This is a genomic window from Clostridium sp. AF35-15 (genome assembly GCF_003477745.1).
Classification (GTDB): Bacteria; Bacillota; Clostridia; order Lachnospirales; family Lachnospiraceae; genus Otoolea; species Otoolea fessa.
Genome location: NZ_QUDY01000002.1, coordinates 186460 through 211766, shown reverse-complemented (window position 1 = coordinate 211766; position 25307 = coordinate 186460). Strand labels below are relative to the sequence as shown.

Here is a 25307-nt window from a genome sequence, read left to right as displayed (position 1 = left end):
TATTATTAAACAATTTTCAAAAAATGTCAACAAACCGTACACAATATATATTTAATACCGTCATTTATATGATTTCCCGATTTTCATTGTGAATTTCGTTACCTGCTATCTCCATCCCGCCCCAGATACTCCCACACAAACCGCGATACTTCTGCCTTTTTATGGTACCTCTCCCGCACCGCATATACATGCAGCCGGGTCTTGGCACGCGTCATTGCCACATAGAACAGACGTCGTTCTTCCTCCATATCCTCGTCCAGCATCGCGCGGCTGTGCGGCGTGATGCCCTCATTGGCATCGAGAATATAGACAATGGGAAATTCCAGCCCCTTGGCACTGTGCATCGTCGCGAGCGTGATCGCGTCCGTCTCCGTCCGCCGCTGCGCCGCCTGCCGGAGCAGTTCCTCCTTGTACGCGTCGATGTGTGCAAACCACTCGTCAAAGGTCTTGAAACCCGCCGCACTTTCTTTTAACTCATCGGCAGTCTCTAAAAGTTCCTCCGGCCGCATCCGCCGGAATGCCGCATACTCGATCAGATATTCGTCGTATCCCATGCCCTGGCGGATATAATTGACGGCTGCCAGAGGTGACATCCGGGCGATGGCCCGCAGATCCCCTTCCAGACTCTCGATCCGCTCGGCAATCCAGTCTTTCTCCGCATAGAATGCCTTCATCTTCTCGAACGAAACCGTCTCATCCGGCATCGCATCCCGGCTGATATACCGCTTCGGACGGTTGATGACCTGCAAAATATCTTCCCGCGCCCGGCTTCCCATGGCGATCCGGATATAGGTCAGGATATTTCGCGAAATCCAGTGTTCATAGAGGTTCGGCACCGTATCCCTTGTCCGGAAAGGAAGGTTGTATTCCATCAGCTTTTCCATCAGAAAACGAGGACCAGCATTGGTCCGGTATAAAACTGCGATATCCCCCGGCCGCACTCCCGACTGCAGATACAGCTGTATCTCCCTGGCAATGGCCAGATTTTCTTCCCCCGGATCCTGCCAGAGCTTCGTGATCACGTTCTTCCCATGACGTCCCGTTGTATGGATGGCCTTTGAAAAACGTTTCTGGTTTTCTCCGATCAGCCGCAATGCCGGTGCCACGATCTCCTCGGTACTGCGGTAATTCACATCCAGAAGAATCCGTCCGGCACCCGGATAATCCCGCTCAAACCCCAGCATAATCTCCGGTTTGGCCCCACGAAACCGGTAAATCGACTGATCATCATCGCCCACGATAAAAAGATTATCTTCCGGCTTGGCTAACATCCGCACGATCTCATATTGAAGCCGGTTGATGTCCTGAAACTCATCAATCAGGATGTACCGATACCTCCTCTGCCAGGCAGACAGGATATCTTTTCTTTCCGTAAAAAGTTCCAGACACAGCACCATCATGTCATCGAAATCGATGAGTCCGGTCCGGCGCATTTTCTCTTCATAGCCTGCATAGAGCTGACGGAAAACTGCATCCGGACAGTTTTTGGAATAGTAATGTTCCAGTGCAATCCTCTCTCCCTTGACAGAGCTTATCTCACTTAAAATGGAGGCTGCAAACTCATTTTCATCCTCCGGCTCCAGACCTCCGGCCTGAGCCAGCTCCCGGACAAACTGCATCTGCTGATCTTCCCGGACAATATTGTCAGCGGTATATCGGTATGCCAGCTTTAAGATCCTAAAAAAGATCGAATGAAAAGTACCGAAGGTGACTCTGGATCCGCCGCCGGTCAATGCTTCATACCGCTCCCGCATCTCCTCGGCTGCTGCCCGGGTAAAGGTAATCACAAGAATATCCCCCGGGTCGATTCCGTACTCCTTCGTCAGATACTGGACCCGATGGGTGATCACCGTTGTTTTCCCTGATCCCGGTCCCGCCAGAACCATCATGGGACCATCTTTATGCATGATTGCCTGTGTCTGTGCTTTACTGAATGCCATTTCCTGTTTCCTTACTCCACAATTCAAGAATATCTCGGCATATTTGCTTCGAAATTCGCATTTTGATGTGCAAGACATACTTCTGCCGCGCATCTGAAGCAAATCTGTCAAGTACAAATGTAAGAAAAGTGCGCCTTGGAATGTATTTCTCACAAAGCGCACCTTTTCACTGCTTTTCATGCATCTACGATACATGAAAAAGCAGTTGTTTATTTACTACCTACTGATTTAATCTGCGAAGCCAAACTTGCTTCAAGTCGAATATCTACGATTACGACAGCCTACTGCTGTGCCTCCAGAAGTTCAATCCCCTTCTTGATACGGCGGATCGACTCTTCCTTGCCAAGCACTTCCATGATCTCAGTCGCGCCTGCCGGCGTCATCTGCTTGCCGGATACAGCGGTACGGATCGGCCACATTACAAAGCCGGTCTTAACGCCCTCTTTGGATACATACTCGGACAGCGCCGCGTACAGGGCGTCGTTGGAGTAATCTTCCTGTGCTTCCAGAATCGGCAGAACATCTTTTAATACCTTTAAGGATGTCTCCAGATTGGTCTTCATCTTCTTGTGAACATACATCTGCGGATCATACTCCGGCAGTGTCTCAAAGAAATCGATGTGTCCCTCGATATCCGGGAAAATCTCGATTCTCGTCTTAACCATCGCCGCGATCTTCTTCAGATCCAGATCCTTGGTGATTACTTTCTTGATGTACGGCTCTGCCATCTCATAGAACTTATCAAAATCCATCGCCTTGATGTACTCGCCGTTCATCCATTTCAGTTTTACCATATCGAAAACAGCCGGAGATTTGCTGATATTCTTGTAGTTGAACTCTTTTACCAGCTCGTCTAAGGAGAAAATCTCCTGATTATTTTCCGGTGACCAGCCAAGCAGGGCAACAAAGTTGACAACTGCCTCGGAAACGAAGCCCTGATCGATCAGATCCTGATAGGAAGAATGACCGCTTCGCTTGCTCAGCTTCTTGTGCTCCTCGTTCGTGATGGTCGGGCAGTGCACATAAACCGGAACCTCCCATCCGAATGCGTCGTACAGACGGTTGTACTTCGGTGAAGAAGACAGGTACTCGTTCCCGCGGACTACATGGGTGATCTGCTGTAAATGATCGTCCACCACATTTGCGAAGTTGTAGGTCGGGAATCCATCCGATTTGATTAAAACCATATCGTCCAGCTCGGAGTTATCTACGGAAATATCCCCATAAATCTCATCGTGGAAGGTAGTCTTTCCCTCGGTCGGGTTGTTCTGACGGATGACAAACGGCTTTCCTGCCTTTAAGTTTGCCTCTACCTCTTCCTTGGAAAGGTGCAGGCAGTGCTTATCATAGGTCATGATCTCTTCGCCGTTTACTTCTCTCTTTAAGCTGTTTAAGCGTTCCTGATCGCAGAAACAGTAATAAGCTTCGCCTTTATCGATCAGCTTCTTCGCATATTCCATGTAGATGCCCTGTTTCTGACGGTCGCTCTGTACATACGGGCCAACCGGACCGCCGATGTCCGGACCTTCGTCATGTTTCAGTCCTGTATCGCGCATCGTATTGTAAATGATCTCGGTCGCGCCTTCAACGAAACGCTCCTGATCGGTATCCTCGATTCGCAGGATAAAATCGCCGCCCTCATGTTTTGCAATCAGGTATGCGTATAATGCAGTTCTCAAGTTTCCTACATGCATTTTGCCTGTCGGGCTCGGTGCGTATCTGGTTCTGATCTTTGTCATACTTTTCACACGGCTGTCTGGAAGCTTATGTTCCAAACAGTTTTTCCTTTCCTAGAAATAATTAAAATATTGGAATTATAAAATAAAGTAACTGTTCCGTAAGTCTGCGCATTTACTGCGCTGACCATACGAAAACATGGGCCAGCAGGCAGGTAATTTATATCACGCCTTCATATTCAGCAGATGGCACGCCAGCTGGAAATAAATCATCAGGCTGCACGCATCCACGATCGTCGTGATCATCGGCGACGCCATGATCGCCGGGTCGAGATGGATCGTCTTCGCCGCAATCGGAAGCACACATCCGATCGTCTTCGCGATGATAACCGTGCAGAACAGGCTGATAACTACCGTCAGGCAGATGAGTACCTGCCCCGGATACTGGATCATCAGGCGCACGAAATTGACAAGCGCCAGAGAAAGTCCACAGAGCATTCCCACGCGGATTTCTTTCCACATAACTTTCAGAATATCCGCCGGTTCTACCTCGCCGACCGCCATACCACGGATGATCATCGTGCTCGCCTGGCTGCCGGAGTTTCCGCCCGTATCCATCAGCATCGGAATAAACGTAACCAAAAGCGGAATTACCGAAAAGGCATTCTCATATTTTAACAAAATACCGCCGGTCACCATACTGCTCAACATCAGGATCATCAGCCACGGAATACGGTTTCTCGCGAGCTGGAACACGCCCGTCTTCAGGTACGGCTTCTCACTCGGCAGCATCGCCGCCATCTTCTCAAAGTCCTCCGTCGCCTCCTGCTCCATGACATCCATGACATCATCGACCGTGATGATGCCGACCAGACGGTCTTCGCCGTCCACAACCGGTAAACTCAAGAGGTTGTACTCATTGAACGTCTCCACAACCTTTTCCTGGTCTTCCGTCGTATACGCCTTGATCACATGCGGATCCATGATATCGCCCATGAGCGCCGCATAATCATTCATCAGAAGATCCTTGACCGTCACAACGCCCTCTAAGCGGCGTTTTTCATCCATGACATAGCAGGTGTAAATCGTCTCCTTGTCCACGCCATATTTCCGGATATAATCAAATGCCTGCTCCACCGTCATATTTTTCTTGAGTCCCACGTACTCCGCCGTCATGACGCTTCCGGCGCTGTTTTCCGGGTAATTGAGGAACTGGTTGATCAGTTTTCTCGTATCCGGGCTGGAGTTCTGAAGTACGCGCCGCACGATCGTCGCCGGCAGCTCCTCCAGCATATCGACCGCATCATCGACATACAGGTCGTCAATGATGGCACGCAGCTCATTATCCGTAATACTGGTAATGATGTGCTGCTGCTGTTCGACTTCCAGACAGGCAAATACCTCCGATGCCAGCTCTTTCGGCAGCATACGGAATACAACGACCGTCTTTTCTGAATCCAATTCTTCGATAAATGAGGCAATATCCACCTCATTCATCTCGACCAGCTGGCTTTTCAGCTCCCGGTACTTCTTCCCGGTCAGCAGAGCCAACAGCTCTTCTTTCTTCTCTTCTTCTAACATTCCCGTCTCCTTCCAAAATATTGTCATTTTGGAAATCGGACAGGCTGCTCCCTTCCTGCTCCTGCACACAGGCAGAATGCCGGAAACTTATCCACAGATGCGGCAGTGTACACAAGGAATCCGCTGTTTGCAGCTGTCATTCCTGCAAATGCATGTGTACGCTGCCTTCGGTTCTGGGTAGCTGCCGTCTGATTCCGCCTTATGACTCCGGCTTTCCATTGTGTTCACTCCTCTCCTGATTTTCTCGCATGAAAACATCCGGCAGATTGATGCTCGATACCGGATGTCTCTTTTTATTATAATAATTGAATGAAAAAATAGCAATCTTTTTATCGAAGTTATCCAAAAAAACGTTGTTAAAAAGTAATTGTTCACGGGTAGACACTTTGGGAACCGAAAATGCCGCTCAGATACCACCACGGCGGCAGCAGCTTTCGCACACCCGCGGCTCCCGGCAAAAAGAGCGAAGCGTCAAAAAAGATCGGACAGAGCAGGAGGCTCGCAAGGATAAACACCGGAATCAGCGCCGCCAGAAATCCCGGCTTCCGGCAGACTGCCAGGCATCCAAAGGCATACATGGTCACGAAGAAGAGATAAAAAAGCAGCTTTCCCGCCTCTAAAAGCGGCTCTGCCCCATTTCCCGACGCCAGAAGCGCCGCATAGGCCGAAATGGATGCTAAAAAAACAAACGCCGCGATCTCCGCCGTCTGCAGCAGCCAGCGCTCCCGGCTCCGGACCGCCGCATAAAGCCCTCGCTCTGCATCCTCGCCCGCCATGACAGCTGCCGACAGCCCCATGATAAAAAGGAATACTGCAGTCAGCCCGCGCACCGGAAAGACCACCTTCATCGCCCCTGTCTGCAGTGCCGTTCCTCCCTGTAAGGTCTGATAATCAAAGGTAAAGGTGCTTCCGTTGCTGCGGTATTTTTCATAAAGTTCCATCAGCACGCCGCACGCCTTTTCCCGCGCCTCCGTCGTCTGGCAGCGCGCCATCACCGTCTGGAATGCCGCTCCATTTTTCCCATAGTCTGCCAGCAGTTCCCGCCCGTACACCTCGAACAGTTCAGAAAATATCTTTTCTGATATAATTTTCTCTGCCACCGTGGACGGCGACACCAGCACGCGGACCGCACGGGTATAATGCCCCTCGTCCAGCCGTTCTTTTAATCTCTCTGGAAACAGGTAGGCGCACTCCGCCCGTCCGGTCATAACCGCCTTCTTTGCCTCTTCCTCCGTCCCGCACGGATAAAAGAAAAATGAACGGCTCTCTTCCGATTCCAGTCTTTCTGCAAGCGCCTGATTCCACGCATCCGTTCCCGGACAGAGCGCCACCGCGATCCGCCCGGAATCCCGTTTTTCCACCTGATGGAGCACGCCCATTCCCAATGGAAAGATCAGAAGAAACAGGAGGAACACCGGGCGGTAAAGAGCCCGCCGCAGCGTCATTCCAAACATACAGAACCACCACGCCAGCTTCCGCATCCGTCAATCCCTCCTTTTTCCGGCGGCAAGCGCCAGTGCAAAGCATGCCAATGCCGCCGCAGCCAGTTTCCACAGCACCGGAACCGCCCCTGTCTCCCCGCCCGAAGCAATAAAGCGGATTCCATCCATCCAGAGCGCCGTCACCGTCATATTTCCGACTTTCTGAACCAGCTCCGGCAGAAAGACGGACGGGATGATGCCGCCCGCCAGAAAGAGAAATACCACATTGACCGCAAACAACGTCAAAATCGCCGCTGCCGAACTTCTGCACACCTCATAAAACAGCAGAATCCACGCCGAAACTGCCGCGCAGGTCAGCCCCCACGCCGCCAGTTCTTCCCGCCCCGCCAGCGCATATCCCTTCTGCACCGCCCAGCCATAGCCGCCCGCCGTGACTGCCATCAGAAGAAGCGTCATGCACAAGCATTTGCAGAAAAGCGGATACCACCGCCGGATCCCGATGCGCCGAAGCCCCTGTTCCAGCGCCTCCGTCTGGGGAGCCAGAAACGGTGCTGCCGGGATTCCGGTGAGAATCATCAGAAATACAATCCCCGAAATTCCATAAAAGACCGCCGTCGATACATTCCCTGCAGCGCTGACCGTTTTCTTCCGGAAAAGTGCCTCGCGGTTCATCGCATATTTTAAAAAGATACGGTTCAAATCCTGTTCAGACACCGAAATCTGTTCCGGCACTCCCTGGAGATTCAAATATTCATCTGCCGCGTAGATCGCCGCCTGCGAAGTGCCAAGCATCGAACTGCCCGACTCTGCCAGTTCCCGGAAAACGGCGCCTTCCAGCCCGCTCTCATCCGGAAACCAGATCGTGGCTGGCTGGTTCGTACCGTCCAAAATGCCGCGCGCCATGCCGGACGGCACCTCGAAAACCGCTTGAAGCTCCCCGCTTTTCATCTTTTGGAACGCTTCATCGTGTTCCAGATACGAAAAGTCGCAGAGACTTTCCACGCTGTCCAGCGAGGCAGTCATTTTGGTTATCTTTTCCGAAAGCGCATCGTCCTCCGGAAGCACCACGCCCACCTCGATTTTCTTTAAAGATGTTTCCCCATATAAAACCTTAGACGCCGAAAATGCCGCCATGCCGACGAGCAGCACCATCACCGCCAGCCCTGCCAGAAAATACGGCAGCTGGCGGAGCAGGCGCTTTCCGGTCAGCAGCAGATATATCATATATGTTCGCATTTTCCGCCGCCTATGACATGACTTTCAGGAGGATCGCGAACAGGTTGCCTGTTATTTCCGTTGTGACCTGGTTATAATCCTCCTCGGAGGAAGCCAGCACATCAAATGGAACGCCGTCCGGCTGCACGATCTCATCCTCCAGCGGGTTGACATAATAGGAACCGGCAAATTCAACATAAGAACTGCTTCCATTTAACAATGTAGTTTCCAGACGCAGGGAATCCATATCGATATGGACGCTCTCGCCCTTTGAAAGGTCGCTGACCGCGCCATTCGCCGTGAGCGACGCCTGAGACGCACCGTTACTCTGCAGATCCAGCTTTACCTCATAGCTGCCGTCCGCGATCTGATAGTCGCCATCCAGGATAAACTGGTATTTCTCTTCGTCGCTTTGCAGGGTCGCAATTACCTGACCACTCCAGCTCTTTCCAGCCTCGTAAGCGCCTGTTTTATCCAGGGAAACCGTGATAATCTGACCGTCCGAATCCTCAATATTTAACGCCCCATTCACATTCGACAGCATGTTGTAACCGCCGCCAAAGGAAACATCGCCGTAAAAACGGACATTTTCTTCCTCAACCGTTGCATCCGTCTCATAGGAAAATCCAGCCATTTTGCCATCTTTTCTCACATAGACATCCATCGTCACATCCCCGATGGTATTTTCCATTTCCTCTACCAGATTGTCCAGCACCGCTTCCGCCTGCGCCCAGAGTTCCTTCTGCTGTTCCTCCGGATCCACGCTCTCTCCGTCCCCGTCCGCTGCATAGATGCTGCTTGCGTCGCCTGCCAGTTCCAGATAGCGCACCACATCCTGTTTGAGTGTCTCATCATTCAGGAAAAATTCTCTCGTCGTCTTTGCAAAGCGAATCAGCGCATCCTTCGGCAGAGTCACATGGTAACCGCGGCAGTTCTCGCTCTGTCCGTCGATCGTAAACTCTTTTTTGTCATTCTTAGTGACAGTCATAGCCGTTTTGAGGTCATCAATCGCCTTGCTTCCCTCTTTGTAGCGGTTCCAGAGTGCTTTCAGATCCATCATCGGCTCCTCGTCCGAAAGCGCTTCCTTGTACTGTCCCAGATAATTTGCCAGCCCCTCAATATCAATCCCCTGCTCTTCGAGTTTCTGCGCCGCATACGGAGAATTAATGAGCTGTCCTTCCAGATCATTGACATAATCAAGGGTAAATATACGGCTGGAAAGTGCCGGAATCGCCGCCATGATCTGTGTATCATCCATGTAAAGCTGTGCGTCCGCCAATTCTCCGCCGCCATACTGCAAGGAAAGATTTAGCAGCTGCCGTCCGCTGTCCACATCGCGCTTCACATCCAGACCGATGCCCGCACCGCTCATCTGGTTCAGGGATTCATCGGAAATACCTGTCATGCTTAACTCCATCCCCGTCTGCGCGGATCCCTTCTGTAAAAGTTTTTCCAGCTCTTTCGTCCCAAAGATCTCCTCAGACGGATTTAACTGCCCTTCCGCCGTGATGCTCTTGAACGCATCGATCACTGTGTCCTTCGGGTCTGCCTGATGGCTGAGCATCACACCGCCGCCGACCACGACCACCGCTGCGGCTGCTCCGGCTGAAATGAGCCATTTCTTCCTGCCAGAACCATTTCCGCCCGTTCTGCCACCGTCACTGCCGCCTGCAGCATTTCCACCGATTCCGCCGCCAGCACCATCGGATCCGCCTGCACTGGTTCCATCCGCTGTGTCAGATGCGGCCGTAAGCGCCTGCGCCGCTGCCTCTGCCGGGTTTAGCGGGGTTGAATTGCTTGACATGTTTGCATTGTTTGTATTGTTTGCATTATTTCTCTCTTCCATCTTGTACCTCCTCCTGTTTTCTCACTCTTAAAACGTTACTGTTCACGCATACGTGCCCAGTAACCTTAAAACCTCTGTATCAGCTCCCGCGCCGAAAGCCCTGCCTCCGTCGGAACCAGCACACCGTCCTTTAATACATAAAGGGTTGTACACGCCCCTATCTCTCCCATCTCATGGGACGTTAAAAGAACTGTTCCCCCTGCTTTCACATAGCTCCTGATATAAGTCAGGATCTGCTCCTTTGCCTCCAGGTCAAGCGCTGCCCCCGGTTCATCGAGAATCAGGATATCCGCGCGTCCGGAGAGTGCCGCCGCGATGCTCAGCCTCTTTTTCTCTCCGCCTGAAAGCCGTCCCGCCTGCGTTTTCAAGAATCGGTCCACGCCCAGCACATGACCGACGCCGCATTCCAGATCCCGCTCCATCTCCCGCCGTTTCCCCCGGAACCAGAGACGGTAATTATCAAATGCCGTCAGCTCCGGGATCAATGGATTTTCCTGAGGCACATAGGCGATTTTTTCTTCTAACAGACGATGTCTTCCAAGCGCCTCCTGCCCGTCAATCCGAATACTCCCCCGATCCGGCTTGCGGATCCCCGCGAGGATCGAGAGCAGCGTCGTCTTGCCGCATCCATTTCCGCCGACAATCCCGATGCATTCCCTTGGATTTGCCCGAAAAGAGACATTTTTTAGGATCGTCCTTCCGCGGTACCGTTTTTCTATCCCTGTTACCTCTAACATATTTTTCCTCTTTGTAAAGTAAAAAGGAACACCGCAAAGCAGAAGCGAACCGCTTCTCTGCCTTGCAGCATTCCTTACTTTATCTGGTCTGCGCCGCAGCGATGCAGGCACATTAATTTTATGATGGATGATTGCAGCACATCGTGTGCATTTGCAATCTATTTATTATTTATTTTCAGCCAGATCGCCTGGTTTCATGCTCAGGTTGATACGACCCATCTTATCGACCTCGATTACCTTTACAGTAACTTCATCGCCGATGTTGACAACATCCTCTACCTTCGCTACGCGCTTGTCCGAAAGCTTGGAAATATGAACCATACCATCTTTGTTCGGAGCCAGCTCTACGAATGCACCAAAATTCATGATACGGACAACGGTACCTGTCAGAATCTGCCCCGGCTCGATGTCGGTCACGATGCCCTTGATGATAGAAACTGCCTTGTCGATCATTGCCTGATCGGTGCCGCATACAGCTACGCTGCCATCGTCCTCGATATCGATCTTAACGCCGGTCTGCTCGATGATCTTGTTGATTACCTTGCCCTGTTTGCCGACTACATCGCCGATCTTCTGCGGATCGATGGAGATCTGAACGATCTTCGGAGCATACTGGCTGACGGTCTTTCTCGGCTCGGAGATAACCGGCGCCATAACTTCATCCAGGATGTAGAGTCTTGCCTCTCTCGTCTTAGCGATTGCCTCCTCGATGATCGGGCGGGTCAGACCGTGGATCTTGATATCCATCTGGATGGAAGTAATACCCTTGTGAGTGCCGCCTACCTTGAAGTCCATATCGCCGAAGAAGTCTTCCAGACCCTGGATATCGGTCAGAACGATGTAATCATCATCGGTGTCGCCTGTTACCAGACCGCAGGAAATACCAGCTACCGGAGCTTTGATCGGTACACCTGCTGCCATCAGGGACAGAGTGGATGCACAGATACTTGCCTGGGAGGTAGAACCATTGGATTCCATCGTCTCAGATACGGTACGGATTGCATACGGGAACTCTTCCGCAGTCGGAAGTACCGGCACAAGCGCACGCTCCGCCAACGCACCATGACCGATCTCACGGCGTCCCGGTCCTCTGGACGGTTTGGTTTCGCCTACGGAGTAGGACGGGAAGTTGTAATGGTGCATATATCTCTTGGATGTCTCGTTCTCATCCAGTCCGTCGATCTTCTGTGCCTCGGACAGCGGAGCCAGTGTACAGATATTTAAAATCTGTGTCTGTCCACGAGTGAACATACCGGAACCGTGTACACGCGGCAGAATGTCGATCTCTGCTGCCAGCGGACGGATCTCGGTGATACCGCGGCCATCCGGACGCTTGTGATCTTTGAGGATCATCTTGCGGACAGTCTTCTTCTGGTACTGATATACAGCCTCACCCAGAACAGCCAGCCACTCCTCGTTATCAGCGAATGCCTCTTCCAGGCGCTCGGTGATTGCGCGGATATTCTCTTCTCTCTTCTGTTTCTCGTCTGTAAATACAGCCTCTTCCATCTCTTCCTGCGGAACCAGCTCACGAATCGCTGCAAACAGCTCTTCCGGAACTGCACAGCTCTCGTAGGAATGTTTCGGCTTGCCGCACTCTGCTACGATGGTGTCGATGAATTTGATGATCTCCTGGTTTACTTCGTGTGCCTTGAAGATCGCATCGATCATGATGTTCTCCGGAACTTCCTTTGCGCCAGCCTCGATCATGATAACCTTCTCGCGGGTGGAAGCAACGGTCAGAGCCATATCAGATACTTTCTTCTGTGCGTTAGTCGGGTTTACGATAAACTCGCCGTCGATCATGCCGATCTGGGTGGTCGCACACGGACCATCAAACGGGATATCGGAAATGCAGGTTGCGATTGCAGAACCTAACATCGCGGTATACTCCGGGCTGCAGTCCTGGTCAACGGATAATACGAGGTTATTTAAGGTAACATCGTTGCGGTAATCCTTCGGGAACAGCGGACGCATCGGACGGTCGATAACACGTGCAGTCAGAACTGCGTTCTCAGATGCCTTTCCCTCTCTCTTGTTAAATCCGCCCGGAATCTTTCCGACCGAATACATCTTCTCCTCAAACTCAACGCTTAACGGGAAGAAATCAATACCGTCACGCGGCTTGTCAGAAGCTGTCGCGGTTGATAATACGGTTGTATCTCCATAATGCATAAATGCAGCACCATTTGCCTGAGCTGCTACACGGCCAACATCCACTGTTAAAGTTCTGCCAGCCAGTTCCATCGAAAAACTCTTGTACATCTCATATCTCCTTTCATCTTGTTTTGCAGAAGAACCTTCACATTCTCATACGCCGCTTTCGGTTCCAAAAGTGCCTTTCTGTGAAAAGTAATACCGAAACTACTGCTCTGCCCGCAAATATGTTTTTCTGCTTTACGGGTACAGCAGCGGTCTCGGACTTTTCTTCTACATAAACAACTAGGGTGGATTGCTCCACCCTATACGTTTTAATCTTAATTACTTTCTGATGCCTAACTTCTCGATCAGTGCACGGTATCCTTCCAGATCGGATTTCTTTAAGTAATCCAGAAGACCACGTCTCTGTCCTACCATCTTCAGAAGTCCGCGACGGGAATGATGATCCTTCTGATTGGATTTTAAATGCTCTGTAAGCTCAGCGATTCTAGCGGTCAGAATTGCGATCTGAACCTCCGGTGAACCTGTATCGCCTGCTTTTCTTCCGTACTGTTCGATAATAGCTGCTTTCTTTTCCTTTGAAATCATTGTGATTTCCTCCTTAAAATAATTATTCTTACCGTATGCTAAGTTTATGTCGGAGTCGTCAAAAAACTGAGCACCGGCGGACTCATACGCAATTAGTATAACACAATATGTTTTCGGTGTAAATCATTTTATGCAGGTTTTTTCTCGATTTTTATTCCCGTTTCTTCCTATGCTCCTGGTCCCACTGCAATATTTCCACCATTATCCCCCGAAGGACCTCCCGGTCCTGCCTGGGTCGGTGCCGCAGTCTCCGGCGCTTTCGTCTCCGCCTGCGTCGGCGCTGTGGTCGGTTCCGGACCCGGTGCCTGTGTTTCTGCCGGTGCTGGCGCCTGCGTCTCTGCCGGAGCTGGTGTTTCTGCTGGCGCCGTAGTCTCTGCCGGCTTCGTCTCCGCCGGTTTTGCCGTACCGCTCGTCGTACTCTTCTCCGTACCAGGCAGATTGTAGCAGATCACCGGAGTTCCTGCCGAAATATTGTCAAAGATCGTCTTCGCAACACTCGGCGGCAGGTTGATACAGCCGTGGGAACCGCCCGTCTTGTAAATCGTACCGCCAAAACTGCTTCTCCACTTCGCATCATGCATACCGATACCATTATTGAACGGCATCCAGTAATTAACCGGCGTCCGGTAATTCTCACCCTTCAGGACCGCATTTTTCTGCTTATAGGCCAGCGGATACGAGCCTGCCGGAGTTCCCCAGCCTTTCGCCAGGTTTCCAGATACGAAATCCGACTCTACCACCAGCTTTCCTTCTTTATAGAAGAAAAGGTGCTGTCCGGTCAGGTTGATCTCCACGTAAGTGTCACCGTAGTCATTTGCCCCATGGCTCGCCGCCTTCTGGGAATACTCCGGCTCACGCGTCGTACTCTCGCCGGAGGCAATAATCGCTGCCAGCGCTTCCGTCTCTGCCGCCTGGTTGATCTTCCAGCCATACGTTCCGCCGCTTACCTGAATCGTGGAACCATACGATGTTTTCAATGTTTTCGCTTTGTTTGAAGTATTGTGTGCTTTCGCCATCTCAGACACGTACTCCGACACCTTGGAGGAATCTACCGAAACACTTCCGTCTGCATTGGCAATCAGCCACGCATGAATCTGATCTCCATTTAAGGTCTCCGTCGAATCGCCAAACTGGTATGTCACGCTCATTTTCGCGTATTTATTCATCTTATCCAGCTGTTCTGCCAGAGATGCATCGTCTTTCAATACCGTCGGCTTCTTATAGACATCTGCTTCCTCCAGCGATAAATGATCCTGCAGATTCTCGATCGCACCCGTTACCGCCTGTGTCAGCTTCTCCGCCTCGACTGCCGTTCCTTCCTGTTCGGGCTCAATCGAATATCCCTGTCCGGACACATACTCAGAAATCTTTGCATTGACCGGTTCTACCGCTTTCTCCGGGTCTAAACACGATAAATTCCGGATCTGGCTTTCCAGCGCCGCATCGTCATACGCCACCATCGTTCCGATCGTATATTCTTCCTGTTTCATATGCCACAGCCATGCGAACGGGTTCTGCGCCGCTACCATCTTTTCCAGGCTGCCGTCAAACTCCGCATGCAGCTTGATATCGGTTCCGGCGATCGTTTCTGTCTGATTATTTCTCTCATCGATCGTCAGTGTATAACCATTCACACCTTCCGCAATCAGTTCCTGCACCTCTGCCGCTGTCTTTCCGGACGCGTCAACACCGTTGATCTGCGTATTCGGAAAGAACCGGGTCTTATATTTCTGGGACATTCCCACATAGACGCCTCCGGCTGCCACGAGCAGAATGCCCGCCGTACAGGCAGCGATCCACGCCGCCTTTTTACCGTTTTTTCTATGCTCAGCTTTCAGAGCTGCCTTTTCCGGGGTGGCTTCCGTCCAGGATGCCGTCTTTCCGGAATCCTGTCCCCGCTGCGGCGCCGCATGGGCTGCCTCCCGCCCTGTACCCGCGCTCTGATTTCCACGGGCGCGGCTGCGCTTTCGACTGGCTGTCTCCTCCGGCTCTTTCTCCGGCAGGCGTTCCGGCTCTTCCCACCGGTTCTGATCCTGACGCTCTGGCTGGTGTATGTTTTCCATGTCCAGCTCTGCTTCCCTTAGGATCCGTTCTTCCATATCCCGGTCGAAATAATCATCATCCAAATAGCCCTCATCCGGCTCATCCAGATAATCTTCATCTTCCAGCATAATCTCCCGGCTGTTCATCGCCGTATTTCGTCTCACCGGCTCCCGCCCATCTTCGCGGCTGCCGGAACGTGAATTTTTATTCAAATTCCCGTTTCTATCTGTCATCTTCCTATTCTCCCTTTAAAAATCCAATACGGGTTCCTATTCCCGGAAGGACCTGCCATTCAAGTAATGATTTTATCATTTGGCATATTTTTCTGACAAAAATCCATGCTATCTGTGTTGCTGGTCCTCCATCGTCCTATTGTATATAAGTTTTAAACGGAAGTCAACTTACAAAACTCTGTCATTTTCTGGTATATTCTGTTACGTTTCTGTTCACGGGTAGGCACTTTTGGAACCGAAAGTGCCGTAAGAAAACGTGGTGGCAGCAGGAATTTGCCGTATTTAAATGCGAAGCCACGGCAAATTCCGTTACTGGTCACGTATGCGTGAACAGTAACTATATTCTGTTACAGAACGCGTAATGGGACGTAATTTTCTATGAAACAGAAACAAAGAGCTGCCGCGCCGCATTTTTATGTCAGCCCGACAGCTCTTTTCTATTTTTGTCCTGTCCGTATTCTATTTCTCCAGCTTTCCGAACAGTCCTTTCTTCTTATGTTTCTCGCCCTCCGGTGCAATTCCGTTCATGGCATCGTCAAACTTGCGAAGCGCTTCCTTCTGTGCCTCGGTCATGCGCTCCGGAACCTGTACCACCAGCGTCACGAAATGGTCGCCGCGCACGTTGCGGTTACGCAGGGACGGAACACCTTTTCCTTTCAGACGGACTCTCGTATCTGTCTGGGTTCCCGGTTTGACCTCATACTCTACCTCGCCGTCCACCGTCTTGATGCGGATCGGACCGCCGAGTGCTGCTTTCACGAAGGAAATCGGCACAGTTGAGTAGATTGTTGTATCCTGACGCTTGAAGACCGGGTGCTGGGATACCACTACTTCTACCAGTAGATCTCCGCGCGGACCGCCGTTGGTACCCGGTTCGCCATTGCCGCGGTCACGCAGCATCTGACCGTTGTCAATACCTGCCGGGATCGTCACTTTGATCTTCTTTCTCTTCGCTACATAGCCGGTTCCGTAGCAATCCGGGCATTTATCCTTGATGATCTTTCCGGTTCCGTTGCAATCCGGACAGGTCTGTACATTCTGAATCTGACCAAAGAACGACTGCTGCGTGTACATGATCTTGCCTTTACCGTTACATTTCGGACAGGTCTGCGGCTGGGTTCCCGGTTTTGCACCCGTTCCATGGCATTTCTCACAGGTTTCCTTTAAGTTTAACTCCAGCTCTTTTTCACAGCCGAAGATCGCTTCTTCAAAAGTAATCCGCACACTGGTACGCACATCCGCGCCGCGCATCGGTCCGTTGCTTCTGCCGCCGCGGCTGCGTCCGCCGCCAAAAATATCTCCGAAGATATCTCCGAAAATGTCTCCCATATCGCCGCCGTTGAAATCAAAACCACCGAATCCGCCAGCGCCGCCTGCACCGCCGTCAAAAGCCGCATGGCCGAACTGATCATACTGACGTCTCTTCTCCGGATCACTCAGTACGCTGTAGGCCTCCGATGCCTCCTTAAATTTATCGGCTGCCGCCTGATCGCCCGGATTTGCATCCGGATGATACTTTTTGGCCAGGGTTCTGTATGCTTTTTTGAGTGTCGCATCGTCCGCATCCTTCGTGACGCCTAAGACCTCATAGTAATCTCTCTTACTCTCTGCCATTTCAGCTCTTCCTTCCCAAAATCCGCCGGTGCATTTGACCGCATCCGGCAGAGTTTCTATCGTATCTATTTATCTTCCCAAAACGTAACTGTTCAGTACCTTCACAGTCACGCGCAAAAATCCATTAAAAATTGCCTACGGCAATGGGATTTTTGCCTGCTGGCCCATGTTTTCGTACGGTCAGCGCAGTAAATGCGCAGACCTACTGAACAGTTACCCCACAACCTACAAATGGGGGTCTGCCGCAGATTCCTGCGACAGCCCCTCACTGCGTTTTTCTATTGATACCCCGATGCCCCGGATTGCTCCGCACTGCGTGCTCCCGCAATCCTCAAAAACATTCGTAATCCGCTCATTTTTCTTTGAAAAATGGCTGCCTATTATATTATACCTCTTTAAAGTCTCCGTCAACTACATTATCGTCATGCGGTGCACTTCCTGCATCAGCTGCACCCTGAGCTCCGCCCTGTGCTCCTGCTGCGCCAGCTGCCTGTGCCTGCTCGTAAACCTTGCTGAAGAGTGCCTGTGCGCTGTTCATCAGTTTTTCCTTGCCAGCCTTGATTTCATCAATCTGTGCATCGGTCATCTGGTCGATCGGAGCTTTGTTGATAGCTTCTTTCAGTGCATTTAAGTCAGCTTCTACGGCTGCTTTATCGTTTGCATCGATCTTATCGCCTACATCCTGCAGAGCCTTCTCGGTCTGGAATACCATGGAGTCAGCTTCATTTCTTGCATCGATGCCCTCTTTTCTCTTCTTATCCTGTGCCTCGTACTCAGCTGCCTCTTTGACTGCCTTATCGATATCGGAATCGGACATATTGGAACCAGAGGTAATCGTGATGTGCTGCTCTTTACCTGTACCAAGGTCTTTTGCAGATACATTTACGATACCGTTTGCATCAATATCGAAGGTAACCTCAATCTGCGGAACACCTCTTCTTGCCGGAAGAATGCCATCCAGACGGAAGGTTCCCAGTGTCTTGTTGTCCTTTGCGAACTGTCTCTCGCCCTGTACAACGTGGATATCAACAGCGGTCTGGTTATCAGCTGCGGTAGAGAAGATCTGGCTCTTCTTGGTCGGGATTGTGGTATTTCTCTCAATCAGTCTGGTTGCTACACCACCCATAGTCTCGATGGACAGGGACAGCGGAGTTACATCCAGAAGAAGGATATCACCGGCACCAGCATCGCCAGCCAGCTTACCACCCTGGATAGCTGCACCGATTGCTACGCACTCATCCGGGTTTAAGGATTTGCTCGGCTCTTTACCAGTCAGACGTTTTACTTCTTCCTGTGCTGCCAGCATACGTGTGGAACCACCTACCAGAAGTACTTTGCTTAACTCAGAAGCAGTGATACCAGCATCTTTCAGTGCGTTCTGTACCGGAATTGCGGTTCTCTCGATTAAGTCTCTAGTCAGCTCATCAAATTTAGCTCTGGTCAGGTTCATATCCAGATGCTTCGGTCCCTCGCTGGTTGCAGTGATGAACGGAAGGTTGATATTGGTTGTAGTTGCGGAAGAAAGCTCTTTTTTCGCTTTCTCAGCTGCTTCTTTCAGTCTCTGAAGCGCCATCTTATCAGCGGAAAGGTCTACACCCTCTGCTTTCTTGAACTCGTCGATCATCCACTGGGTAATACGGTTATCGAAATCATCGCCGCCCAGATGTGTATCGCCGTTGGTTGCCAGAACCTCGATAACGCCGTCACCGATCTCGATGATGGAAACATCGAATGTACCGCCACCTAAGTCATATACCATGATCTTCTGCTCTTTCTCATTATCAAGGCCATACGCAAGCGCTGCTGCCGTCGGCTCGTTGATAATTCTCTTTACATCCAGACCAGCGATCTTACCTGCATCCTTGGTTGCCTGACGCTGTGCGTCGTTGAAGTAAGCCGGAACAGTAATAACTGCCTCGTTTACCTTCTCGCCCAAGTAGCTCTCTGCATCTGCTTTCAGCTTCTGAAGAATCATCGCTGAAATCTCCTGCGGCGTATATTTCTTGTCATCAATGGTTACTTTGTAGTCGCTGCCCATGTGTCTCTTGATAGAAGAAATGGTCTTCTCAGCGTTGGTAACTGCCTGACGCTTTGCCGGCTCGCCGACCAGTCTCTCGCCTGTCTTTGTAAATGCCACAACGGACGGTGTGGTACGGATACCTTCTGTATTTGCGATAACAACCGGTTTACCACCTTCCATAACGGCTACACAACTGTTTGTTGTACCTAAGTCAATACCGATAATCTTGCTCATAGTTATTTCCTCCTGAAATTATCTTTTTCTGGCAGTTCTCTTTCTCCTCATAGGAGCTAAATTCTGCCGCCTGTCTGTCTATATTATATCAAATCAACCACCAGCACCGAATTCTGGGTGCCAGCTGTCTACGTGTTACCTATTTTAATTTGCCACTTTTACCATGCTATGGCGAACCACGCTGTCGCGGTATACATAGCCTTTCTGGAACTCCTCGGCTACCACATTCTCACCCAGGTTTTCATCCTCAATATGCATCACTGCATTGTGGAAGTTCGGATCAAATGGCTGACCAACCGCTTCGATTGGCTTTACACCTGCATCGCCCAGTGTTTTTACGAGCTGCTTGTAAACCTTATCCATGCCCTCGGCGAAAGCACTTTTTTCTTCGCCCTCCGGGATGGTCGCCAGACCACGCTCGAAATTGTCCACCACCGGGAGAATCTTCTCGATGATGTCCTTTGCGCCAATCTCATACATTGCTGATTTTTCTTTCTCCGTTCGTTTCCGGAAATTGTCAAATTCAGCCATCGTGCGCTTCAGGCGATCCGTCAGCTCCTCGATCTGCTCATCTTTCTTATCCTTCTTCTTGGAGAAAAATCCTTTTTTCTCTTTTTCTCCCTCCGGCGCTTGTGCGTCTTCCGAAGAAGCTTCCTTTTCCTTCACTGCCTCAGCTTCTGCCTGGGTTTCTGTTTCTTTTACCTGCTCCTCATTTGCTGCCTCGGCTGCTTTGGAATCTATCTCTGTCTTTGCCATGTCTCTCACCTCTTTATTTTGCACATCCGTGCTACTCGGTATCTTTATGATTGAATGTCTGATCGAGCTGGCTCTTTAATGAGCGCAGGGTCGATACAACTTTGTCATAATCCATTCGTTTCGGTCCAACGATTCCTATCGTTCCCCGAAGTCCGTCCCCCAATTCATAATTGGCAGTAACGATACTGCAGTCCTTCATCGACTGCACCTGTGTCTCACTTCCGATGTAGACCTGAATCTCATTTTTCTTATCGCTGTCCGCATCGTCCTCGGTAAGAATCTCTCTCCAGAGGTCTTTCTGCTCCAGTGTCCCGATGAGCTGGCTGGCTTTCGCGCCATCGCTCAGTTCTGGATATTTGAAAATGTTCGTCGTACCTTCGGTGTAAATCTGTAAATCTTCCTCGCCGGAACGAATCGCCTCGGCCACCTCGCTTAGTACCACATCCACGATGTGGCTGCGCTCACCTGCCTGCCCTTTCATCCGGGTAATGACATCCAGATTAATCTGCTCCATCGTCAATCCGTTGAGACCGCTATTTAAAAGAATATTCAGATTCAGGATGTCCTCATCGGTCAGTTCCGCATCAAGTGTCACAATCGAGTTCTTGATAATGTTGCCTTCTAAAACAGTGACAATCAGGAGTTTCCCGGTTTCCACTCTGGAAAGCTGTATAAACTTGATCTTCGTCTGGTGATACTGCGGTCCGCTGATCAGCGTCGCATAATTCGTATTGCTCGCCAAAAGCTTTGCCATCTGCTTCAACAGAAGCTCCACCCGATCTACTCTCTGGATGACCATATCACGCACCTGCGTGACCTCCGTCTCCTTCTCATGAATCAACTGATCCACATAGAAACGATATCCTTTATCTGAAGGAATCCGGCCTGCCGATGTGTGCGGCTGAATGATATATCCCAGTTCTTCCAGATCCGACATCTCATTTCGAATCGTCGCCGAACTGAGTTTCAAATCGGAATACTTGGAGATCGTTCTGGAACCAACCGGCTCTCCGGTCTCCAGATAGTTCTGGATAATCGCTTTCAAAATCTTTTCTTTTCTCTCATCCAGTTCCATCCAATCTCTCCTTCCGTGCATCCGCTTCCGCCGGTCTCTTAAACCCGCTCTGGAAGTTTTCTGTTAGCACTCAATCTATCAGAGTGCTAATATCTACAGTTCATACTATATTACTTGCGCAAGTATTTGTCAATGATTTTTTTCGGTTTTTAAAAAAAATTTTTTCTTCTTTTTTCGAATAAAATTTTCCATTCTGCATACCCTGTTTTTAGGCACGCTGATTTTCACACTTTCTATAAGTAGAAACTCACTCACCCGCTTTCCTGTTTGCGTTCGAACAAATTTTCGGCTTGTCGAACCTCCGACCGCTCCCAGAGCCCTATTTCCGGCTCTCCGGCTTGACATTTAACATTTTTGTAATATAATAGTAACAAATTATAACATTTGTAAACGCATTGCAATATTTGTGAGATACACAATCGTTGCGGTGAGACAAATGAATCTAAATTGAAATGAGAGGTTTTTATTTGATGAATATGATGAACACCATGCGGCGCGGACTTGCCACAACGGCAATGAGCCTGGTCTGTCTCATGGCAGGCACCATGAATACACTGGCAGCCACAGATGCCGGAACCGAGCTTGTCTCCCAAATAGATGCGGCAGCCGGTGAAGAAACAAACGGCACTTCCACCGAAGCAGCCCAGACACCATCTGGTCCGGCTTCCGATCCGGAGCTGATTAGAAAGCAGACAAACGCTGCTGCGGAAGAAGCAGCTGACACGAACTCTTCCGAGGCAGAAGTCGCTGCATTTTCAAATGAGTCTGCACAGGCAGAGGCAGAGAACGCTGACGAAGCTGCAATGACTGAAAATACTGACACAAATGCTGCTGCCGAGGCACAGGAAGCAGAGGCACCTGCTGAAATCTACGCCGGACGTTTTACGACAACTGCTTACTGCAGCTGCCGCAGATGCTGCCGTGGTGGAAAGAACCGCACTAAATCCGGCACCATTCCGCAGGCAGGACATACCATTTCCGCCGACTTGCGCGTATTCCCGCTCGGAACTAAACTCCGCATCAACGGCGTTGTCTATACCGTCGAAGACAGCGGCAGCGGCATCCGCGGAAACAAGCTGGACATCTTCTTCAATTCCCACAGTCAGGCACTGCAGTATGGAAAGAGAAGCGCCGATGTCTATATTGTCCGATAATTACATTAATTTTAAGCAAAAAAGGGTCTTGCAGATAGAAAATCTTTTACCTGCAAGACCCTTTTTTTATAATTCTTATTTGTAACTGTTCAGTACCTTCACAGTCACGCGCAAAAATCCATTAAAAATTGCCTACGGCAATGGGATTTTTGCCTGCTAGCCCATGTTTTCGTACGGTCAGCGCAGTAAATGCACAGACCTACTGAACAGTTACCCTTATTTTACTTAATCCGTCAGCGCCTTATGATATTTCGTTTTCCGGTAAATTTTCCAAATAATGATACCCGGAATGCTTACGGTACATACGACGGTACTCACGCCTCCGATCACTCCATATATTCCAAATAAGATGGCTGCGATGATGTTCATACTTAATTCCTCCTGACTCATTCATTTTTCAATGCAAGCTCACTATGCTTTGTTCCCCATTTTATTCTTTTTATCCAAAATGAAAAGAGTTTCGGCGCATCCTTAGCAAGACTTTAATCATCCTTTCGCTTTCTTACGTTATTCATAATAATTTCGAAATATAAGTTAAAAGCGTGAAAATATTGATTTTAAAGGGTTTTTTCAATTTTTTAAAACTTTTTCAATTTTTTTCAAAAAAACGCTTGCATTTTTTTTGAAGGCGTGATAGTATATAGGAGTCGCTGATGAGCACCGCTTCAAAAGCGAGAAAATCATATCGAGGCGTGGCTCAGTTTGGTAGAGCGCTGCGTTCGGGACGCAGAGGTCGCGTGTTCGAATCACGTCGCCTCGATTGAATAAAATTAAATATGGCCTGTTGGTCAAGCGGTCAAGACGACGCCCTCTCACGGCGTAAACCCGGGTTCGATTCCCGGACAGGTCACTGGAAAGAGATTCGAGATTCGAGTCTCTTTTTTATTTTCTTCATTCTTGACCTTTCACCAAATCATGTAAACTATAACTGAATTTTGCCGATGCTCCGCATTCCAGATCGGCAAAATACACTTTTCTACAGTATCGAACAGGATTTTCAGTCCAGAAAATTCCTGCCTGCAAATAGTAACTCTCCTTTTTTCTTCTTCATATACTGCAATATAGCCAATATGAAAAGAGGTATCTTTTTATGGAAACATACAACTACGATGCAGCAGCAGTGCCTGAGGGGGATGCTGACACGACTCCGGCGGCGGCACCGGAGACGGATGCGGCAGCAGCTGGAACCAGTGATACGGCACAGTCTGGATTTAGTTCTCAGCCTCCTGTTATCTTAACATATCCGGACAGCTCATCCAATGATCTTCAGGTATCTCCGGGCTTCGGACCATACGGGGATGTGATGCCCACCCTGCCGTCCAATAATCATGGCAGCCCGAACACCGGTGGCTGCATAAACTGCGGCGGTTCCAACTGGAAGCCATCTCCAAATGGCGCGCTCTGGACCTGGGGCATTCTCTCGCCGTTCTTTTCCACCTCATCAGAGATCGCGCACCTGCGTTTTTACAATGCCGCCTCCATCCGCGAACCGATCGATATATACCTGAACGGACGTCTGGTCGTATCCGATCTGGATTACATGAATTATACGCGCTACATGCACATCATCCCCGGCATCTACCAGCTGACCGTCTACCGCCGGACCAATCCGGGCTTCGCCATCGTCAACACGAATATCCGGCTTCGCAGCGGTTACAGCTACACGCTGGCGGTTCTGGGTACTTTTAATGATTTTTCGGTGCAGATGCTCAACGCCTGATCGCTTTTATTTGAGAAAAGCTTCTTCACGCGAGTGCACATCCCGCGGAGCGTTTTTTCATAGGACGTAATTTCCTATGAAAAAAGAGACCGCCACGTTCACGCGTGCGGTCTCTCTTCCGTGTCCTCTGCAATTATAAATTTATGATGAGAATATAACTGTCCGAATCTTAAACAGCCATCTATTTTTCCGGCTCATCTGCCCGGTTTGCTTTCTCGATCTTTGCCAGATGCGCGGCTGCAAATTCTTTGATTGCCTCAAAACTCTGCGGGCTGATCACATGTTCAATGCGGCAGGCATCTTCCACTGCCACCTCTCTTGGCACATCCAACGCTACCAAAAGCTTTGTCAGTAATGTATGACGCTCATAAATCATCTCCGCGATCTTCCGTCCCGACGGCTCCAGAGTGATATATCCCTCATGATCCATCGAAATATAACCGTTTTCACGAAGATTCTTCATCGCAACGCTGACGCTTGGTTTTGAATACCCCAGCTCATTGACTACATCGATCGAACGGATCATCGGCTTGCGATAGCTTAACATAAGAATCGTTTCCAGATAATCCTCTGCTGACTGCTGTATTTTCAAAGTGATTCCCTCCAAACTTCTAACACATAACCGGCCTGGCTTCGTGCCTTCCCGTCTCCCGCAGAATAGTCTTCCCAAGCTGCCGACCAGTTACCATAATACTATATACTAGAATACCATATTTGGAAGAATATTTCAAACCATATCGAAATCAATCTATCGTTTCCAGAAACCGACGGAGTTACTGTTCACGCATACGTGCCCAGTAACGGAATTTGCCGTGGCTTCGCCTTTAAATACGTCAGCAAGCTGCACAGTGTTCCTGCAAAATTTCTTCCAACGCGGTTTTGCTGCTGGTGTGGCAGCGGACAACTTCTGTCCGGCTTCCCTTTGCACCATCAACCGCCGTCCGAATCATTTTATGGGAAACGGTGCTTGTAAAAAGTACAAGCAGATCCGGCGCTCCGATCTGTTTGCCGAAATCCGCCGTCATCTGTGTAAATACCTTTGCCTTACAGTTAAATGATTTGCAGATTTTCACGTACTGGCTGACCATGCGGTCATGACCACCTACAATTACAACACTCATATTTTATCCTCCGAAAGTTAGTTTTATCTAACTGCTGATGAAGTTAGTATACACTAACTTATCTTGTTTGTCCAGAGGAAAATTGAAATTCATAGAAAATTCATAGAAATAAACGTACCGTGCAAGACTATTTTTCACCAACCAACCTTATC

General features: G+C 49.9%; 19 protein-coding genes and 2 tRNA genes. 4 read left to right on the top strand and 17 right to left on the bottom strand.

Annotated features, from left to right (window positions below):
• Nucleotides 1-98: 98 nt before the first annotated feature.
• The 14 genes from DWZ76_RS04050 to hrcA form a co-directional block, all read right to left on the bottom strand.
• Nucleotides 99-1940 (bottom strand): ATP-dependent helicase, encoded by a 1842-nt coding sequence (locus tag DWZ76_RS04050; RefSeq protein WP_118471950.1) that lies wholly within the window; start codon nucleotides 1938-1940, stop codon nucleotides 99-101.
• Nucleotides 1941-2221: 281 nt separating this feature from the next.
• Nucleotides 2222-3679, bottom strand: coding sequence for a glutamate--tRNA ligase (gltX, locus tag DWZ76_RS04045; RefSeq protein WP_118472008.1), 1458 nt, complete (start codon nucleotides 3677-3679; stop codon nucleotides 2222-2224).
• 162 nt (nucleotides 3680-3841) lie between these two features.
• On the bottom strand, nucleotides 3842-5197 hold the full coding sequence (mgtE, locus tag DWZ76_RS04040) for a magnesium transporter (protein ID WP_022360674.1): 1356 nt from the start codon (nucleotides 5195-5197) through the stop codon (nucleotides 3842-3844).
• Nucleotides 5198-5568: 371 nt separating this feature from the next.
• Complete coding sequence (locus tag DWZ76_RS04035) at nucleotides 5569-6678, bottom strand: ABC transporter permease (protein ID WP_118471948.1); 1110 nt, start codon at nucleotides 6676-6678, stop codon at nucleotides 5569-5571.
• A 3-nt stretch (nucleotides 6679-6681) separates the two neighbouring features.
• Entirely contained in the window at nucleotides 6682-7875 is a 1194-nt protein-coding gene (locus DWZ76_RS04030) for an ABC transporter permease (protein WP_118471946.1), read from the bottom strand.
• A gap of 10 nt (nucleotides 7876-7885) precedes the next feature.
• Nucleotides 7886-9700, bottom strand: a complete 1815-nt coding sequence (locus DWZ76_RS04025; protein WP_118471944.1) for a zinc ribbon domain-containing protein — start codon at nucleotides 9698-9700, stop codon at nucleotides 7886-7888.
• A 65-nt stretch (nucleotides 9701-9765) separates the two neighbouring features.
• Nucleotides 9766-10437 (bottom strand): ABC transporter ATP-binding protein, encoded by a 672-nt coding sequence (locus tag DWZ76_RS04020; protein WP_118471942.1) that lies wholly within the window; start codon nucleotides 10435-10437, stop codon nucleotides 9766-9768.
• A gap of 165 nt (nucleotides 10438-10602) precedes the next feature.
• Nucleotides 10603-12702 (bottom strand): polyribonucleotide nucleotidyltransferase, encoded by a 2100-nt coding sequence (locus DWZ76_RS04015; RefSeq protein ID WP_118471940.1) that lies wholly within the window; start codon nucleotides 12700-12702, stop codon nucleotides 10603-10605.
• A gap of 216 nt (nucleotides 12703-12918) precedes the next feature.
• Entirely contained in the window at nucleotides 12919-13185 is a 267-nt protein-coding gene (gene rpsO, locus DWZ76_RS04010; protein WP_022358577.1) for a 30S ribosomal protein S15, read from the bottom strand.
• Between the two features lie 167 nt (nucleotides 13186-13352).
• Entirely contained in the window at nucleotides 13353-15461 is a 2109-nt protein-coding gene (locus tag DWZ76_RS04005) for a L,D-transpeptidase family protein (RefSeq protein WP_118471938.1), read from the bottom strand.
• A gap of 459 nt (nucleotides 15462-15920) precedes the next feature.
• Nucleotides 15921-17075 carry a molecular chaperone DnaJ gene (gene dnaJ, locus DWZ76_RS04000; protein ID WP_118471936.1) on the bottom strand — a complete coding sequence of 385 codons (1155 nt, stop codon included), beginning with the start codon at nucleotides 17073-17075 and terminating at the stop codon, nucleotides 15921-15923.
• A gap of 385 nt (nucleotides 17076-17460) precedes the next feature.
• The gene (dnaK, locus tag DWZ76_RS03995; protein WP_022359496.1) at nucleotides 17461-19329 is read right to left on the bottom strand and encodes a molecular chaperone DnaK; all 1869 of its coding nucleotides are present in this window, start codon (nucleotides 19327-19329) and stop codon (nucleotides 17461-17463) included.
• A 144-nt stretch (nucleotides 19330-19473) separates the two neighbouring features.
• Nucleotides 19474-20085: a nucleotide exchange factor GrpE gene (gene grpE, locus DWZ76_RS03990; protein ID WP_118471934.1), complete on the bottom strand. Its 612-nt coding sequence runs from the start codon at nucleotides 20083-20085 to the stop codon at nucleotides 19474-19476.
• 31 nt (nucleotides 20086-20116) lie between these two features.
• On the bottom strand, nucleotides 20117-21160 hold the full coding sequence (gene hrcA, locus DWZ76_RS03985; protein ID WP_118471932.1) for a heat-inducible transcriptional repressor HrcA: 1044 nt from the start codon (nucleotides 21158-21160) through the stop codon (nucleotides 20117-20119).
• Nucleotides 21161-21630: 470 nt separating this feature from the next.
• Between hrcA and DWZ76_RS03980 the strand changes: the two genes are divergently transcribed.
• Complete coding sequence (locus DWZ76_RS03980) at nucleotides 21631-22314, top strand: 3D domain-containing protein (RefSeq protein ID WP_182427335.1); 684 nt, start codon at nucleotides 21631-21633, stop codon at nucleotides 22312-22314.
• A 225-nt stretch (nucleotides 22315-22539) separates the two neighbouring features.
• Here the strand turns inward: DWZ76_RS03980 and DWZ76_RS15020 are convergent, their stop codons facing one another.
• The gene (locus tag DWZ76_RS15020) at nucleotides 22540-22683 is read right to left on the bottom strand and encodes a hypothetical protein (RefSeq protein ID WP_022358601.1); all 144 of its coding nucleotides are present in this window, start codon (nucleotides 22681-22683) and stop codon (nucleotides 22540-22542) included.
• A gap of 317 nt (nucleotides 22684-23000) precedes the next feature.
• Between DWZ76_RS15020 and DWZ76_RS03975 the strand changes: the two genes are divergently transcribed.
• From DWZ76_RS03975 to DWZ76_RS03965, 3 genes are all read left to right on the top strand, one after another.
• Nucleotides 23001-23074, top strand: a tRNA-Pro gene (locus tag DWZ76_RS03975).
• 18 nt (nucleotides 23075-23092) lie between these two features.
• Nucleotides 23093-23164, top strand: a tRNA-Glu gene (locus DWZ76_RS03970).
• Between the two features lie 240 nt (nucleotides 23165-23404).
• On the top strand, nucleotides 23405-24034 hold the full coding sequence (locus DWZ76_RS03965) for a DUF4397 domain-containing protein (protein WP_107001100.1): 630 nt from the start codon (nucleotides 23405-23407) through the stop codon (nucleotides 24032-24034).
• A 181-nt stretch (nucleotides 24035-24215) separates the two neighbouring features.
• On the opposite strand, the gene DWZ76_RS03960 is transcribed toward DWZ76_RS03965, so the two are convergent.
• Both DWZ76_RS03960 and DWZ76_RS03955 read right to left on the bottom strand, forming a co-directional pair.
• A complete protein-coding gene (locus tag DWZ76_RS03960) occupies nucleotides 24216-24626 on the bottom strand; it encodes a metal-dependent transcriptional regulator (protein WP_118471928.1) in 411 nt (136 codons plus the stop codon).
• 241 nt (nucleotides 24627-24867) lie between these two features.
• Complete coding sequence (locus tag DWZ76_RS03955; RefSeq protein ID WP_022358490.1) at nucleotides 24868-25155, bottom strand: DUF2325 domain-containing protein; 288 nt, start codon at nucleotides 25153-25155, stop codon at nucleotides 24868-24870.
• Nucleotides 25156-25307: the final 152 nt, after the last annotated feature.

What these genes read in the sequence shown, in the direction of transcription:
- DWZ76_RS15020 (WP_022358601.1), bottom strand. Translation starts at nt 22,683, where the DNA reads ATGAACATCATCGCAGCCATCTTATTTGGAATATATGGAGTGATCGGA.
- grpE (WP_118471934.1), bottom strand. Translation starts at nt 20,085, where the DNA reads ATGGCAAAGACAGAGATAGATTCCAAAGCAGCCGAGGCAGCAAATGAG.
- DWZ76_RS04050 (WP_118471950.1), bottom strand. Translation starts at nt 1,940, where the DNA reads ATGGCATTCAGTAAAGCACAGACACAGGCAATCATGCATAAAGATGGT.
- DWZ76_RS04030 (WP_118471946.1), bottom strand. Translation starts at nt 7,875, where the DNA reads ATGCGAACATATATGATATATCTGCTGCTGACCGGAAAGCGCCTGCTC.
- hrcA (WP_118471932.1), bottom strand. Translation starts at nt 21,160, where the DNA reads ATGGAACTGGATGAGAGAAAAGAAAAGATTTTGAAAGCGATTATCCAG.
- DWZ76_RS03955 (WP_022358490.1), bottom strand. Translation starts at nt 25,155, where the DNA reads ATGAGTGTTGTAATTGTAGGTGGTCATGACCGCATGGTCAGCCAGTAC.
- DWZ76_RS03980 (WP_182427335.1), top strand. Translation starts at nt 21,631, where the DNA reads ATGAATATGATGAACACCATGCGGCGCGGACTTGCCACAACGGCAATG.
- gltX (WP_118472008.1), bottom strand. Translation starts at nt 3,679, where the DNA reads ATGACAAAGATCAGAACCAGATACGCACCGAGCCCGACAGGCAAAATG.
- DWZ76_RS04020 (WP_118471942.1), bottom strand. Translation starts at nt 10,437, where the DNA reads ATGTTAGAGGTAACAGGGATAGAAAAACGGTACCGCGGAAGGACGATC.
- DWZ76_RS04035 (WP_118471948.1), bottom strand. Translation starts at nt 6,678, where the DNA reads ATGCGGAAGCTGGCGTGGTGGTTCTGTATGTTTGGAATGACGCTGCGG.
- mgtE (WP_022360674.1), bottom strand. Translation starts at nt 5,197, where the DNA reads ATGTTAGAAGAAGAGAAGAAAGAAGAGCTGTTGGCTCTGCTGACCGGG.
- rpsO (WP_022358577.1), bottom strand. Translation starts at nt 13,185, where the DNA reads ATGATTTCAAAGGAAAAGAAAGCAGCTATTATCGAACAGTACGGAAGA.
- DWZ76_RS04005 (WP_118471938.1), bottom strand. Translation starts at nt 15,461, where the DNA reads ATGACAGATAGAAACGGGAATTTGAATAAAAATTCACGTTCCGGCAGC.
- dnaJ (WP_118471936.1), bottom strand. Translation starts at nt 17,075, where the DNA reads ATGGCAGAGAGTAAGAGAGATTACTATGAGGTCTTAGGCGTCACGAAG.
- DWZ76_RS04015 (WP_118471940.1), bottom strand. Translation starts at nt 12,702, where the DNA reads ATGTACAAGAGTTTTTCGATGGAACTGGCTGGCAGAACTTTAACAGTG.
- dnaK (WP_022359496.1), bottom strand. Translation starts at nt 19,329, where the DNA reads ATGAGCAAGATTATCGGTATTGACTTAGGTACAACAAACAGTTGTGTA.
- DWZ76_RS04025 (WP_118471944.1), bottom strand. Translation starts at nt 9,700, where the DNA reads ATGGAAGAGAGAAATAATGCAAACAATACAAACAATGCAAACATGTCA.
- DWZ76_RS03965 (WP_107001100.1), top strand. Translation starts at nt 23,405, where the DNA reads ATGGAAACATACAACTACGATGCAGCAGCAGTGCCTGAGGGGGATGCT.